This window comes from Thermofilaceae archaeon (assembly GCA_038731975.1).
Taxonomy (GTDB): Archaea; Thermoproteota; Thermoprotei; order Thermofilales; family Thermofilaceae; genus JANXEW01.
Map to the genome: position 1 here is coordinate 1 of JAVYQJ010000026.1, position 14,167 is coordinate 14,167.

17 protein-coding genes and 2 tRNA genes are annotated in these 14,167 nt (G+C 53.6%); 3 read left to right on the forward strand and 16 right to left on the reverse strand.

Translation table 11 applies throughout. The features are described from left to right. Positions 1-325: 325 nt before the first annotated feature. The 5 genes from QXF46_07925 to QXF46_07945 all read right to left on the reverse strand — a co-directional run bounded on the left by QXF46_07925 (position 326) and on the right by QXF46_07945 (position 3,081). Positions 326-437, reverse strand: a tRNA-His gene (locus QXF46_07925). A 111-nt stretch (positions 438-548) separates the two neighbouring features. After that, a tRNA-Leu gene (locus QXF46_07930) sits at positions 549-636 on the reverse strand. Between the two features lie 25 nt (positions 637-661). Continuing rightward, positions 662-1,237: a KH domain-containing protein gene (locus tag QXF46_07935; GenBank protein ID MEM0226787.1), complete on the reverse strand. Its 576-nt coding sequence runs from the start codon at positions 1,235-1,237 to the stop codon at positions 662-664. An 87-nt stretch (positions 1,238-1,324) separates the two neighbouring features. Then, positions 1,325-2,365, reverse strand: a complete 1,041-nt coding sequence (locus QXF46_07940; GenBank protein ID MEM0226788.1) for a hypothetical protein — start codon at positions 2,363-2,365, stop codon at positions 1,325-1,327. After that, positions 2,362-3,081: an FKBP-type peptidyl-prolyl cis-trans isomerase gene (locus tag QXF46_07945; protein MEM0226789.1), complete on the reverse strand. Its 720-nt coding sequence runs from the start codon at positions 3,079-3,081 to the stop codon at positions 2,362-2,364. Before QXF46_07945 ends, QXF46_07940 begins: the two co-directional genes overlap by 4 nt. Positions 3,082-3,182: 101 nt before the next feature. On the opposite strand from QXF46_07945, the gene QXF46_07950 reads away from it, so the two are divergent. Continuing rightward, positions 3,183-4,529, forward strand: coding sequence for an NAD(P)/FAD-dependent oxidoreductase (locus tag QXF46_07950; GenBank protein ID MEM0226790.1), 1,347 nt, complete (start codon positions 3,183-3,185; stop codon positions 4,527-4,529). Positions 4,530-4,972: 443 nt separating this feature from the next. Then, a complete protein-coding gene (locus QXF46_07955) occupies positions 4,973-6,331 on the forward strand; it encodes a hypothetical protein (protein ID MEM0226791.1) in 1,359 nt (452 codons plus the stop codon). Here the strand turns inward: QXF46_07955 and QXF46_07960 are convergent. The 11 genes from QXF46_07960 to QXF46_08010 form a co-directional block, all read right to left on the reverse strand. After that, complete coding sequence (locus QXF46_07960) at positions 6,328-7,002, reverse strand: translation initiation factor IF-6 (protein ID MEM0226792.1); 675 nt, start codon at positions 7,000-7,002, stop codon at positions 6,328-6,330. The genes QXF46_07955 and QXF46_07960 overlap by 4 nt on opposite strands. Continuing rightward, positions 6,999-7,283 (reverse strand): 50S ribosomal protein L31e, encoded by a 285-nt coding sequence (locus QXF46_07965; protein MEM0226793.1) that lies wholly within the window; start codon positions 7,281-7,283, stop codon positions 6,999-7,001. Before QXF46_07965 ends, QXF46_07960 begins: the two co-directional genes overlap by 4 nt. An 11-nt stretch (positions 7,284-7,294) precedes the next feature. Then, a complete protein-coding gene (locus tag QXF46_07970) occupies positions 7,295-7,447 on the reverse strand; it encodes a 50S ribosomal protein L39e (GenBank protein ID MEM0226794.1) in 153 nt (50 codons plus the stop codon). Then, positions 7,447-7,806 carry a DNA-binding protein gene (locus QXF46_07975; protein ID MEM0226795.1) on the reverse strand — a complete coding sequence of 120 codons (360 nt, stop codon included), beginning with the start codon at positions 7,804-7,806 and terminating at the stop codon, positions 7,447-7,449. The genes QXF46_07970 and QXF46_07975 overlap by 1 nt, the downstream gene beginning before the upstream one ends. A gap of 26 nt (positions 7,807-7,832) precedes the next feature. Then, entirely contained in the window at positions 7,833-8,297 is a 465-nt protein-coding gene (locus QXF46_07980; protein ID MEM0226796.1) for a 30S ribosomal protein S19e, read from the reverse strand. A gap of 78 nt (positions 8,298-8,375) precedes the next feature. Then, positions 8,376-9,413 (reverse strand): THUMP domain-containing protein, encoded by a 1,038-nt coding sequence (locus QXF46_07985; protein ID MEM0226797.1) that lies wholly within the window; start codon positions 9,411-9,413, stop codon positions 8,376-8,378. A gap of 10 nt (positions 9,414-9,423) precedes the next feature. Then, complete coding sequence (locus QXF46_07990) at positions 9,424-10,377, reverse strand: DHH family phosphoesterase (protein ID MEM0226798.1); 954 nt, start codon at positions 10,375-10,377, stop codon at positions 9,424-9,426. A gap of 46 nt (positions 10,378-10,423) precedes the next feature. Further along, complete coding sequence (locus QXF46_07995) at positions 10,424-10,726, reverse strand: hypothetical protein (protein ID MEM0226799.1); 303 nt, start codon at positions 10,724-10,726, stop codon at positions 10,424-10,426. Beyond that, positions 10,698-11,060, reverse strand: coding sequence for a prefoldin subunit beta (locus tag QXF46_08000; protein ID MEM0226800.1), 363 nt, complete (start codon positions 11,058-11,060; stop codon positions 10,698-10,700). Before QXF46_08000 ends, QXF46_07995 begins: the two co-directional genes overlap by 29 nt. A 287-nt stretch (positions 11,061-11,347) precedes the next feature. Beyond that, complete coding sequence (locus QXF46_08005) at positions 11,348-11,920, reverse strand: hypothetical protein (GenBank protein MEM0226801.1); 573 nt, start codon at positions 11,918-11,920, stop codon at positions 11,348-11,350. Beyond that, a complete protein-coding gene (locus QXF46_08010) occupies positions 11,917-12,198 on the reverse strand; it encodes a 50S ribosomal protein L37ae (protein ID MEM0226802.1) in 282 nt (93 codons plus the stop codon). The genes QXF46_08005 and QXF46_08010 overlap by 4 nt, the downstream gene beginning before the upstream one ends. A gap of 142 nt (positions 12,199-12,340) precedes the next feature. Between QXF46_08010 and QXF46_08015 the strand changes: the two genes are divergently transcribed. Continuing rightward, complete coding sequence (locus QXF46_08015; GenBank protein ID MEM0226803.1) at positions 12,341-13,846, forward strand: hypothetical protein; 1,506 nt, start codon at positions 12,341-12,343, stop codon at positions 13,844-13,846. The last annotated feature ends 321 nt before the right edge of the window (positions 13,847-14,167 follow it).

Here is a 14,167-nt window from a genome sequence, read left to right on the forward strand (position 1 = left end):
GTCACATGAATCAGGTAAACGATGCTGCAGCGGATGTAAAGGGCTACGGCGAATAGTGCAGCTATCATAGGTAAAAGCACCTGGATTTTAGGGAAGGAGAAGAGCATCCGCGCTCCGCGCTCGAAACCCTCCAGACCCATGCGCCCCCGGTGGGCTATCTTCCAAAAACCTTCTCACCCACCCTAGATCTGTAGCGCCGGCTCGGTAGAAAGATTAGAACCGGTGTCATCATAATAGACAGGTGAACTAGCAGGTGTCGGCAAAGCATTGAAATGCGAAAAGGAGTGGTCGGCAGCAGTGATCCTTCACAAGCTACCCCTCGTTTTGGGGCCCCGGCCGGGACTCGAACCCGGGTTATCCGAGCGGTCAGCCGCCGCTCTCCGGCTGTCTGCCGAAAAGCCCACAGGCCGGCATGTTAACCCCTACACCACCGGGGCCTGTATCCTCTTCGACGAAACCCTTTATAAACTGTTTGCAATCCTCAGCAGGACTGCGTAGATTAAGGCGTATTTTACCCAGTTTAACGCGTGCTCTAACATCGTGAGGAATGGTGCGGGGGCCGGGATTCGAACCCGGGCAGGCCTACGCCAGCGGATCTTGAGTCCGCCCCCTTTAACCTGGCTCGGGCACCCCCGCTACAATTTCGGAGAGAAGGGCTGGCTTAAATTTTATCTCCGAACTTCTCCCACAGTTCCATTCTCTTTCTCTTTAACTCTCTTCCAGCTGCTCTGAGATACCCGTAAACTGTCCCGTGAGTGCGGCCTTGTATGAGCATCGTGAGGGCTTTCCTGGCAACTTCAACGTTGTCGCACTCGCCCAGTATGCCGACCGTTTTTTCGCCTACAACGATTTTTACGTGGGCCATTTGCTCGATGTTCCTTCGCGCTTTTCCCTCTTCACCGATGATCCTAGCCTTTATTCTCCTTAGATCGTCCGCGTTTCGTGTCATCTCGCTCAAATCGATAACTTCGAAGCACCAGTTTTCGTCGCTGAGCTGAAGCGCATCCTCGAGACTGAAACCCAGCGAGATCGCCTCGATAGCCAGCCTGGCACGCATAACCTCTAGGGGGGTCATCCCCTGCGTGGGAGAGATGTAGACGGTCGATGTTTTTGAATCCACGTTCAATATTACATTGAAAGCTCTCTCCAAAGCAGTCTTGTTTGAGCCATCTTTCCCTATTATTACACCTAGTCGCTCTGGCTTAACTGGAACGGGAATGCCTGCATAAGCGCACATCGCACATCGAAAAACTAGCGATGACCGTACGTTAAGAGTTTTTTGCATCGAAGAAGGTGGGAGCAGAGCACATACAACCCGTGTCTCCTAGTGGGCCACTTCGAAGTACAAGAGCGCTGCAAGGCCTCCACTTTTCCTAAGCAGTTCCACCCCCTCCAAATCGGGCGGTACAACAACGATGTTTCGAGCTGTTGCGGCCGCGTTTTCCAATACTGTTAAGACGCGCGCTCTATCCTCGCTCAGTAGAGCTTCGTCCAGGATTAGGAGCGCCTCTATTGCGCGCGCCTCAGCGGCCCGGCGAACCTCTTCCAGACCCATTGCAACCCTGCCGGGGCTTCGGCTTAGCCTTTCAATTAGCTCTTTCATGAGGTCTCTCGGCTTTGAATAAACCTCCTCTGTGACGAGCTCCCTCAAAGCATTTCTGCGTACCATCTCGTAAAGACCCGCGAGTCCGCCCTCTGAAACCTCTATGAAGCGTGACGCAGTGACTCCAACTTCAGACAAGACTTCGAGCACCAGTCTTGGAGCGGCTACGACAACGTCTCTAGCCCCCCTAGACTTGAGCGACGCTAAAAGTTGTGGAAGAACTTTGCGTATAGCGGTTTTCAGCTGCTCCTTTAAGCTACCCTCCTTACCCGGCTTTGGTAGGCCGATAGTAGCGATTACCTCAAGACCCTGGGGGCGCAGCAGTGCTGCAGTCGCTTCATCCACATCGAAGCTTAGAATGCCGATCAGTTGTGTGGCTGTAAGTGCCAGCTGCAAAAGTCTTTCATGGTGCTTCAACAGCGAGGTTTTTACGATCTCGACTTCGTCGCCCGGCTTCAAACCGATCGTATGGTGAGAGCCCTTTACGCTCAACCATTCGGGCGCTTCGACGACAACTCCTAGTATCCTGAGCGAGTCGCTGAAGCGTTGGAATTCGACTTTCTTAACTTGGACTGTGAGCTTTACGCGTACTCTTTCCCCCCTTTCGCTCTCGGCAGCTCTCTCGATTCTGACTTGGCGCGTCGTCCAGGCGGTGACAAGGTCCCCCTCATCAATTATGAGCGAGGTGTAGTAGAGATCCTCGGGGCTCTCGATTTGCAGCCTAAGCCTATTCGCGCGCTTGTCCTCCTCGAGTATCCTCACCGTGTTCCAGCGCCAGCCTCCTCGGTTTTCCGCTCAAGTATTGTGGAGACCAGTTTCACAGCTTTAATGTCACTTACGTAGCTTTCAACGCTCCTTGCGAAGGCGTTGAGCGCCTCAAGGTTCTCCGGTGAAAAGAGGGCGTTGAAGGGGATCGTGATTACTGCCGTCCCGTTCTCGAAGTTTAGTGATGCTCCATCGATTGTCACGTACTTCTTGAAGAGGGCCTCGGTCTTCTCCTTAGCGCTTTTGAGTACCTTAACCACTTTGACCTTGAATACCAGTTCCCGCCCTGCGAGCGGATGGTTGAAATCCACAATGACTCTACCGCTACCTACGCTGATCACGGTGCCTCTCTCACCTCGCACTTCTACTTCCATTCCAGCCCGGGGTATGATGCCTCTCGCGGAAAACTCTCTGGCGGGGATCACCCTAATCTTCTCCGGATCCCTCCTGCCGAACGCCTTCTCGGGTGGCAGTTCGATTTCGCGCTCCTCCCCTTCGCCGACGTCGACAAGTTGCTCCTCCAAACCGGATGGTAATTCGCCTGAACCCAGAATTACTAAGCGGGGACCATACTTAGTTTCTTCGCTGTAAAGGCCTGCATCCTTTGCGACTTGTTCAGTTGTTGTCTCGAGTACTCTCGCAGTCGCTTTATCGATTATCGTGTACTCCAGCAGCACGGCATCTCCTTTTACAGGCTTAACGTTCTCACTCATCGCTCACCACGATTCAGCGTCTATTTTAAAGACTACTGTGTACAATGTTTGTGTGTACGTATGGAGATAAACGATATTTATGCTCACGTTACGGGGGCTGTGTGTCGGAAAGGTATGACGTTGTCGTCGTCGGTGGGGGAGTTGCCGGGCTTTTTACAGCGTACAATCTAGCTAAAGCCGGGCTCTCAACGGTAATTGTCGAATCGAAGGGCGAGGACAGCATTGGAGAGAAGGTTTGCGGTGATGCAATAGGGGAGCACCACTTCAGGGAGGTTGGATTGGAACCGCCCCGCGTAGGAGAGGACGCTTTAAGCGTTATAGAGGGTGTCCGCGTATTCTCTCCGAGTAAGCAGCATTACGTCACTGCGTGGGGGAGAGGCTACGCCTTGGATAGGAGGGCTTTTGGGAGAAGACTCTTACGAATGGCGGTAAACTCTGGGGCCTCACTACTTGCCGGGCACTCGGCGGTAAAACCAGTAGTCGAGGGTAACTGGGTTAGGGGGGTCAAGGTCCTAGCTAAGGGAGGGACGCTGGAGATACGGGGGAGCGTTATCGTTGATGCAACGGGCGCAGCTGCAGCTGTTAGGACGAAGCTGCCCAGCGAATGGTGGGTCTCCTACAGGGCACCTCTCGAGGACTTCAACGCGGCTTTTAGAGTTATAGCTGAGGTCGAAGTGGAGCAGGATCCCCGCTACGCCGACATATACTTAGACGTGAACGTCGCGCCGGGGGGTTATTGGTGGTGGTTCCCCAAGGGGAGGTACGAGGTTAACGTTGGGTTAGGCGTGAAAATGGGTCCCAATGCTCCGAACCCGAGGGAGATGTTCGAGAAGCACATCAAGCCCCTCATCGAAAGGGCCGGCGGGAAAATCCTACACGCGGGTGGGGGGATCGTTCCAACGCGTCGTCCCGCTCCCTGCCCCGTTTGGAATGGGCTGGTAGCGGTGGGAGATGCAGCGTATACCGCCAACCCGCTTCATGGCGGAGGAATTGGACCGGCACTCGTTAGTGCCCTTCACGCGGCAAGACAAATTGTGAAAGCCCTCGAGGAGGGAGAGCCCTCAATGGAGAGGCTGTGGCCGTACAAGAAGGCGTATCTGCAAGCGTACGGTATAAAGCAGGCGTCCCTCGACGTTGCGCGTATCTACCTGCAAGGGCTTTCGAACGACGATATTGAACTGATAATTAGCAGTAGGATAGTGTCGGATGAAGAACTTTCGGCGATAGGGTATCGTGGCGAGCTGTTAACCACGGTACTCTCAAAGGCGCTCTCAATTGTGAGGGTGCTCAAGAGACCATCGCTGCTTCCCGAGCTCGTACGCCTAAAGTCGCTCATGGACGAGTCCGCGTCAATCTATAGGGAGTACCCCGAATCGCCGTCGAAGTTCGAGCAATGGTTTGCGAAAGCCGAGAGCTTCTTCGCGCAGGTAAAGGACAAATTCTGGTGAGGCGGCTAGAAACTGTGTCAGAGAATTTAAACGATCTAGCCGAGCTTTTCAAGAGTATAGGTAATGAATATAGGTTGAAAATATTATTCACACTGGCTCTTAAAGGTCCTACTTCTTTTTCGGATCTTTCGGATGAGTTGAATATCAGTGGGGGAAAATTAAACTTTCACTTAAGAAAGCTGCGGGATTTGGGGGTGGTAGCAGCTACCGAGAGCGGCGCATACGAGTTAACTGAGAAGGGGAGGTGGATTGTAGCGCGTGTATCCGAGTTTGCGAGTAAGACCGTGGAAACTGCTCCGCTAGTCGATTTCCGCGGTCTTCCCTACCCATCTGCGAGCGTGAGTGAGATTGCACGCAAGCTTAATTGTGGGAAGGAACTCAGCGAACTCGAATCGTTCCTAGAGCGACTTTTTGCAAAGCTTTCAAGCATCCAGCGTGAAGGAGTGAGAGGGGAAGTGCTGGCTCTGCTAGCCGAAGTAATGTTCTGCGACAGGGAGCCTAGCGTGATTGGCATCCCTCGATCATTAAGCGTGCTGGCGTTTAAATCTCTGGCCGACGAGGGATGCGCGCACTTGAGGGAGAGCATCCTTCAGGATCTAGCCCTCAGCTACGCCGTCGAAAAAATCTCGCCTACGTTTAAGAGTTATCAGTGCAAGGGTTTGATATATGTGAGGAATCCTGCATGGTCGATTAGGGGGGCTCAAGTCGTCGTACTGACCGTGCCGCGCGGCGTTGAGCTCGGGCGGATAATGAGCAAACTTATCGATACGGTTTCTGAACTTGTTCTAGTGTTTGAGGAGCTTCGCATTGAGGAGCTCGAAATGCTGCATGGTCTGATCCCTCCCGGAAAGGTCACCCTGGTTGTTCGCGATCCCCCCGAACGCGAGATTCCAGCGCATGGCCTAGGGTTTGTGTACCAGATCGGAGAGGATTCAGACTTGCCCAGGGACGTAGTGAATTTCGCGAACAGTGCAGTGCCTCTTATTGTGAATAGGTGCGAAAGCGTGCCGAGTCTTTCTTTGGCGGAATTACCGCTCCCTGAGCCCGGGGAAGCATATGTATTGCCGCTGCAAGTGGCCCTCTCGCTCCCCTCTCTCTACGCGGAAGTGAAGAGCAAAGGGTTGGACGGCTATCACTTTATCACTTTAGTTGCTGAAGAAAGCGGGAGGGTTTCCCAAAACTTGCGTGCACCGGCTGTTAGAAGAGCCCTGAAAGGAGTTGTCGATAATATCGTTGAGCTTGAGCCACAGTTGGCGCTTGTTGGCTTTGAGGCGTCTATGCTACTCCATCATCGACAGCTTCACACACACCGTTTACTCGAGCTGGCAAAGAGGTTCTGGAGTACAGTGATCAGAGGCCTACCGGTGAAGATCACGGCGGCGCTAGCCGATGAGCGCGTTTACCTGCTTTCTCGGGTGCCAGGTTTCAACGCGCTTTCCCCGTTTTCCCTTTCCTCTCAACGCACGCTGGACGAACTCGCGATGCTGGAAGGTGCAGTCCAGCAACTACTGCGCGGTGGCTCCGTTCTTGCCATTAAGGTTAAGGGTTACTTAACGTCGCAGCTGCTTGACAGAGTGGCGAGCATTGTTAAGAGTAGTGGGGTCCTACGAGTTAGCTTCCACCTGGAGTTTACGAGATGTTCGTTGTGTTCCACGATGTCTGTAGGGAGAAGCAGTATTTGTAGCACGTGCCTATCCGGCGAAGTGACGCAGCTAATAAGGCCGCTTGGGTTCTATGTACCGCCTCAAACTGTTCCGCCCGAGGTTCTCACCGAGTACGAATCAAGGTTATCCTTAAGCTAGAAGAGGGACGCCTGTATCCGCATCATCTCGATACCGGTCGTGTCGAATCCCACGAGGGCCCCCCTACTATTAGCCACTACACCACTCTTCACGAAAACGTTACCCCGGTTTACCGTCCCTATTCCACCCTTTGGCACCTTCATCAAGCTGATGAGAGTGTTTACCTCTTCATCACTGAGTATAGGGCTCAATAGTACTCCACGGTTGGTTGCTACCCCGAGAGCACCTACGAAATTTGACCCTCCAAGCTTCATCTGCACAACTTCTACATCGAGGGTATCGGCTATCTTAGCTCTAGCAGGGGGAGGTATAAGTGGACTTACTATGGCTGTCGAGTCGTTGGTGAGTATCAAGTTCCCAAGAGCGTTCTCTTTGATCTCGTCGAGCACGTCTACCACCAAAGCGTCGCCGACAGCCTTTCTAATCCGGTCAACCTCCTCCTCCTTTACGATGTTTCCGAGTAGTAGGCCCTTGCTGTTCATTACACACAGGATGCCGAGAAGAGGAGTTTCGCCGATTGAGGCCCGAATAGCTTCTACGCCCAAGTTTCGCCGTATCGCGAGCTCGACCTTATCTGGCGCGCTTTCTGGTATCAGAGCCCATTTCTCACTCGCTGTGATAAAGACGCCAACGTATGGGTTACCAAAAGCATACAGCACTTCAATGCTCAAGCGCCGCTCTCCCTCCCCTCCTCCTTAGGCAGCCTCACCTCAGCAACTTTCACACCTTCCTCCTCTCGTACCTCTACTGCTACTTTTACCCGCCTGGGAGGTCTCTTTATCCCCCTGGACCAGATTGCTTCATTTACTTCGGGAGATATATTCACGATTTGCGACTTCGTGTGGCGCATGATGAACTCTCTTAGTATCCTTATCGCTACTTTCGCCCGCTTAGTGAGCGGGGCTCTGAAAGCATCCCTCAACGGTACGACGTATACTCTTTCGTCGGCCATCTTCGACACCCCTATAGCTGCATTCTACTCCTCCGCCAATTCCTTCGAATCTTCCTTACAACTCTTCTCCTCGTTTTAGCAATGACCCAAACAGGGATTTGATAGTTGGACTTAAGCGCGCTGGCAAGTCTCAGCTTTTTCGCTAACGGCTTATTGCGCGCCATCACAGTCCACCGAGGCTGCCTCTCGTATACTTTATCCTTATTTCTTTCTTCTGTTCGGTGATTCGGGCTAGTAGCTCCTTCAGTAGATCATCAGTTACGGGTAATGGAATTCTGCCCATTTGAGCCAGCTGAATGAGCTGAATCTCCAGCTGTTCAACAAGCTCTGGTCTCACCATCCTCAGGTTAGTCAGCCTTTCGCGCGCTTTAGGCGTTAGGATCCTTCTGAGGTACTCCTGCCTCCTCTCCTCTTCTAGGCGGCGCTGCTCCTCTGCCTGCGCAGCTTCCAGAGCGCGCTGGTACTCCTGAAGTTTCCTCCGCTTGATCGCCTCGAGTTCCTCATCGTACTCGTAGCTCTCCATTACAATTCACCTCAGCATCAGTGGTATTAAGATAAGTATTTCGCTAGCTCGGGGCGCTCCGCAGCCATCTGCTTAAAGATGCGGTAAGCTAAAGAATCCATCAAAGCTCTCCCCTTTGGAGTGAGCGTTCTGCCCTTTCGCTCGATCTTTGTAACGAGGCCTGCAGCTTCCAGCTGCTGCAAAGCCTTCCTTATAGATGATCCACCAGCTTTTCTGAAATGCTCTCGGCGATGGCCGAGGTTCTTACGCCCCCCATAGGCGACTCTCAACCTTTCGATTCCCGTGGGGCCGTGAATGTAGAGTTTCCTCAGGAGGGAAGCGCACCTCTTATACCACCAATCGGGGTCGTCGGGTACGCGCTCCTTGTGGCTACCCGTTTTCGCGTACAAAGCCCACTCCGGCGGCTTTATCGTATCCCCGAAGTTCTCCTTCAGATGCCTGGCTAGCTCTTCAATGAATATGCGCGGTGGTATGTACCTTACATCAGTCACGTGCCTAGGGCGCGCTTAGTCGCAATATAAGCCTTTGTTCGCTTGCAAGCTTTTGCTCTCACTTGGATTTAATTCTACTTACTTCCTGAAGAGGAAAATGAAGCTTGTAAGCCCCCCTAAATCGATCTTCCTCACGGACGAAGGCCTCCATCTCTGCTCGCGTGCTGCTCGCTCTACGAGCTGCTTGAGGGGGCTGAGAATTACCAGTCTACCCCCTTCGTTAAGCACTTGGCGCCCTCCCTCAATTAGCGAAAAGTAAAGCCGTTTTAAACCGCCTACGGCCTTTTCACGAATCCCGTAGGGTGGGTTAGTGGCGACAACGTCCACCCCCTGTCTCAGCAGATTGTTCAAGTACCTGACGTCAGCTACCCAGAAGTCTGCTAACACGCCGGCGGAGGTAGCGTTCGTAATGGCACCTCTCACGTGAACAGGGTTAATGTCAAATCCCAACCCATGTACGCGGGGGGCGTCTAACAGCCCTTCGATGACAATCGTTCCTCCGCCGCATAATGGATCAACTAGCGTTTCACCATCTTTCAGGTTAGCGAGTCGGCACATGGCTCGTGCAACAATCGGGTTAAGAGACGAGGGATGGACGTAGACCCTGTAGCCTCTATCTCTCAGACTGGTAAAGGGTGTTAGATCTATCGCGAGCCTAAACTCTTTACCCACAAGCTCAGCGTAAAGAAGTAGGTCGGGATCGTCTAATGAAACCCTGAGTCGCGGGTATTTCCCTTGAATAGCTGAACCGACAACTCTGGAAATATCGAGCGACGTGAAGGGGTGGACCCCTTCTCTCGCGGCTTCGACTGCGAAAGATAGCGGATGATCCGCCATCCCGCTGATGAGATCCGTCGGCGTGGAGAGGAGCTGCTTAATCTCCTCCAGGCTTGAAGCGTAGCCCTCCACTAGAACAGCGTAGACCTTTTCAGCCAAGGTGAGCCGCGAGATAAAGCGTCCCAGCTCGCCGCCCTTCATCGGCTTAGCCAGCGTGTAAATGATCTTTCCACGCCTGATTATCCCACTGCCAGGAAGAGGTTTAAGCTCAGCTAAGAGTAGGTCCTCGAGACCGGGTACCGTTGTGATAAGCAGCTTTGAGACGCCCTCTTCGAGCATCGCCTAACCTTCACTTCAGCGCTTTCGGCTTTACGCCCAGCTTCGACGCAAGAGCTGTAAGGGTTACCCGAAGAGCTTCGCTCGTGGAGCAAGGTCCCTTGTAGTTGCCGGCTGCATCGTGCCCCCCACCTTCGCCCCCGAGTTCTCTAGCGACGGCTAACGCTAGGTCTCTGCTCGCGGAAATCCCCGTCTTTTCGAGGAAGCTCCTAGAAGCTCTGATGCTCAATCGGCATTCACCGTTTCTCGCCGAAGCCACGAGAGCCAGGTCAGCACCAAGGGATATCAGCGCTCTTGCGAGCGAGGCCTCGTAAGAACCTATTTCGCTCACTGCTACGAGGAAACCCCCTACGTTTAGCACATGGCTTCGTAGCGCCCCCTTCAGCTTGGCCACTCGCTCGGCGTAGGGTGACTCCTCCTCCAGCAGGGAAAGGGCGAGATTGTAGTCGCCACCAAGCTCGAGTAGGCGGGCAACTGTGCGCATAGTTTCCGGTGTAGCCCTGATGAATCGCCTGCTGTCGAAGAGAATACCTGTCAAGGCTAAAGTCGAAAGCCCCCCTGTTAGCGGGACCGATAGACCCTCCACTGCCTGGTAGACTAGAACGGTAGTTGCAGGTTCTTCGCGAACCAGCGAGAAGCTGGCTCTTGTAGCTAATTCGCCGGGTGGAACATGATGATCAATCACCAGCAGGAGAGCGGACTGCTCAACTAGTGGGCGGAAGACTGATAGCTGAACACCGTTAGTCGCGTCTACGACGGCAGCTGCGGAATATGCCCTGCGCCCTGGTTTGCGCACGTACTTCAATCGGATGTTGAGAGCATCCATAATTTTGCGTGAAAGTTTGCTAGGGCCTTCGGGGAAGGCTAGATCTACGTCCCTGAAACCCATCTCCTTCAAAAGGTGGTTCAGCAGGATGGAGGAGGCGAGAGCATCCGGATCTGCGTTCACGTGCGTTACTATAAGCACAGGCTCTTCGGCTCTGCTGGCGAAGCGTTTAACAGCCTCTACTGCCTCAGCCTGAAGGCTCGAGACCTTCGAGAGACGCCCTAACAATAAACTCCGCAAAAGCTTGATCAAGGATCCCCCCCAGCTCACGCTCCAGCTCCCTTCGAGGGTAGCGGGTTTTAACCGAGATAAGAGCTTCGACTGTGTACGGCCACTCTTCGCCAACATTCACGAGTATACTCACCGCCTCTGCGAGGGATCCTAGCTTTTCTCTCGCTATCATATCAATTCTATTGGCTAACCAAATAGCTAATTCTTCTAACTTCTCTTTACTCAGAATTTTAACCTGCTCCAGCCTGCGCTTCTCCACCAAGCTTCCTCGCCAGCTTCTTTTCCAATTCTTCTAATTGCTTCTTCAATAGATCTTCCTGCTTTTCTAGAGTTTTAATACGTATTTCTATAGTTTCTTTCAAATTGTTTAATTCATTAACAACACTACTCTTACTTTTAAGCACGATTATCGACCCAACAATTTTGTATACGGGGTGGCTGTCATCAACGGTGCTCAGCTCTTTTAGAGCTTCATCAACCTCAGCGAGCTGGGCCTGTAGCTGCTGCCTGTTAATTGCTATCAACCTGAGTCTCTCAACTAGATCCTGGTAACGTTTGACCTCGGCACGGAGCGTCTCAGAAACGCTTGCCACGTGGTCTACCCGTTCCAACTCAAGATAAGTTTTGCTATTGTTTCTCAGCGCTGTATGCTAGCTCTTGAGCTGCCCGCTCTAATGCGGTAAGCAATCGGAGAAAGCTGTTAAGGGCAGCTCTGAGAGAAGATCTCCTCTCAGATGTAAATCGTAGGTGGAGTTGTGAGCCTTGCAAGTCTATTTGGACTCTAACTCGGGGTGATGGTTGGCTTGAGGTTTCGACGGATAGCGCCTTGTACAAGGCCTCCGCCTCTACCTCGTCAACGGCGTTAATCGTGATCACCGCCTCATATGTTGCCACGTTTAATCACCGCGTACTTCTCGACTAGCAATCGGGGACCGCAAGGTTGTTCAGACTCGGGTTTCACAAACCTAAGTGCGAATAACGCGCGCGTACGCTTGACGTACTCTATTAGGAGGAGCGAATCGTAAACGTTAGCGAGCTCTGCCGGTTCCGCATCTTCCACGAGCGGTAAATTAATTGCGGCAGCCAGCTCGTGTCCGAACTCTAGAGCTTCCTGCTCCCGCTGAACCAGAACCGCTAAGCTTCTAGGGGGTTGCGGTTTTGCGGCCAGCTCGCGCGCCAATTTTACACCGCTAAGCTTCAACACTAGGGAGGTGTATGGGGGATCTAGCGTCTTGAAAATTTCAATCCGACCAGGGTTACCCCTTAATCCTCTTCCAACGATCAGAACCCTAAGAGCTCCGAGAGCTTTAGCCTGGAGAAGCACATCAAGCAGCCTACTCTTACCCCTATTAACCTTGAGTGCGTTAGGAAGGGATAAGGCAAGTTCTTTCGCGAGGGATCTCACGCGGGGATTGGATCTATGGGTTGTTGTGATGAGGTAGTGGTAGGTCAACGTCTTACCATTCGCTTAATGCTTTTAAGCTCTTCACTCGTGAAAGTCCTACCGAGCTCTGTGCGTGGCACGTAAGCTCCACCTGCAAACGTGTAGCCGCATTTCCTGCAGCTCCATATACCCACGCTCACCCTGCGGAGTCGGCCGCGGGTGAAGCAGCGGGGGCACCTGTGAGGACCCCTCATCTTGGCCTCAATAGCCGCTACCTTATGCCTGAGTGTGGAACCATACCTTGCTCCGAAGCGCCCAGCAGAGCCTACAACCTTTGTTCGTCCCATGGAAAATCGTGGAGCTGTGCAGGGAGGCTATTTAAATTTGTCACGTGCTGAACCGTGGTGTGGCGCTTATCAATGTAGGACGGAAGTATTACGGCTAGTGTCGCTCGGCGCTCGCATATAGGTCACACATATACAGCTGGCAGTGCAGGTGAAGAGGGCATTAGCTGAGAGAGCCATGGTATCGCTCGTGCTCATGGCGCTAGGGTACTTGACGTTTAGAGGCGATCTCTCCGGTGAACGTGGCATGCTTCTGCTAGCGGGGCTCTCACTTTCGCTGGTGCTACCAGGTCTGGGAGTAGCTGCGTTTGCGCTCCCGATGCTCATGTACGTGGGTGAGGGGCACCCTCTTACTCTGCTCCTCACGGCTCCTGTAGTTGTGCTCGCGCTCCGCTTCTGGCCTCAAGCCTGCGCGTGGCTCGCATCCGTTGTGCTCGAGGATCCGCTCGTTAGCTACCTGGCGGCCACCGCATTGCTGTATTCTCTGAAGTTTGCATCTCCAAACGCTGCGGCTTTCCTGATGTTCTTCTACGTCCTCTCAGCGGGCTTTAAGCTGGCTCGCTCAGTGCCGCCCGGCTCTGTGGGCTGTCAGCGATTGGTCGTTGCTCGAGGTTTAGCAAGCCTGCCTGAAAGCGATTGGGTGGAGCTTGCCGGCGAGTGGTTTTTCACGAACCTTATAGGCCCACCCCGCCTCCTACTCCTTGCGCTAACTTATGCTGCAGCTGGAGCGGCAGCCTCCAAGCTCCAAAGGCTTGAAGCTACTAGGCTGGCCGGCGTACTACCTTCGCTGGTAATCGTACTCGCGTTAAACGTCGTGGCGAGCACAATGGGGGTCAAGCCGGGCGTTGAACCCCTAATCGTTCTAGCCGGGACCCTCGTGATGACACTGTTGGCTGAGGTAAGGCATGTGAAGCTACCTAGCAAAAGGTTAGCTGGCAGACGCGCTGTGCGAGTTCCTCGCACGGTTCTACCGCACATGAAGGGCGCTTGGGTGGCTCTCTGCGAAATGCTCGCGGGTGGTGAGAGGCTCCTAGTGGTGTTTGGGCCCTCAGGTTGCGGCAAAACGCTCTTGGTACGGGAGGCTCTCAAAGCTTGCAGGCTGAAGATGGCAGACCGTTCGAGATTCAAAGGTAAAGTTGTCCACCTTGAGAAAGCAGAGAGCGAGCAGAATCTCGATGAAACGATCAGAAAACTCCTGATATCCGGAGCAAAGTGTGTGGTGCTCGAGACTAACCGCCCGTTGACACTGCTGGGGAGACTAAAAACTGCGCTTCCGCGAAAGGCGGTTTACGTTATGCCCCCCGACGAGAATACTCGAGGCAAGCTGATCTTGCAGGGGCTTGCTGGTTTAGCGGACGAAAACACTGTCGCTTGGTTAGTAGAGGCAACGCAAAGGTACAGTTTGAGAGGCCTTATGAAACTCTTGGAGAGCATTATGGCGCACATACAAAACGGTAACGGGCTCGAGCAGGCCATAGCAGTTGCACTGCAGGATGTTCCTCCCGATCTTTCGTACGAGGAATTAGCGGAATGTGAGCGTTTCATCACAACGTTCAAAGGAATAGTCGCTGGCTTCTCTCGCGACCAAACTAACGACGAGGTGATCGCGCAGGCGGGTAACCCCGATGCGATGGGCACTGGGGGTGGGTAGCCCCTAACTCTAAAATCGCGTGACTGAGGACTCACACTTGTTCATATTTTCGCCCAGGCGCTCCCGCTCCCCCAGCTGCGCGCTCCTGGCTACCCCTTCACTCCCCGCACAGGGCCCGCGCCCCACCCGCTCTCCCGCGGCGGCATGGAGGGGAAAAGGAAGGGGGATAGGGTAAAGCGCCCCGCTCCCTCTCACTCGAGGGCTGCGGCTACGTACGCCCTCAGCCACCCCCCTCTCAGCTGGATTAAGACTGCGCGCCGCTCCCCGCGCGTGAACGCTATACTCCCCGGCACCAGCTTGGCTAGCATGAACGCCTCAAGA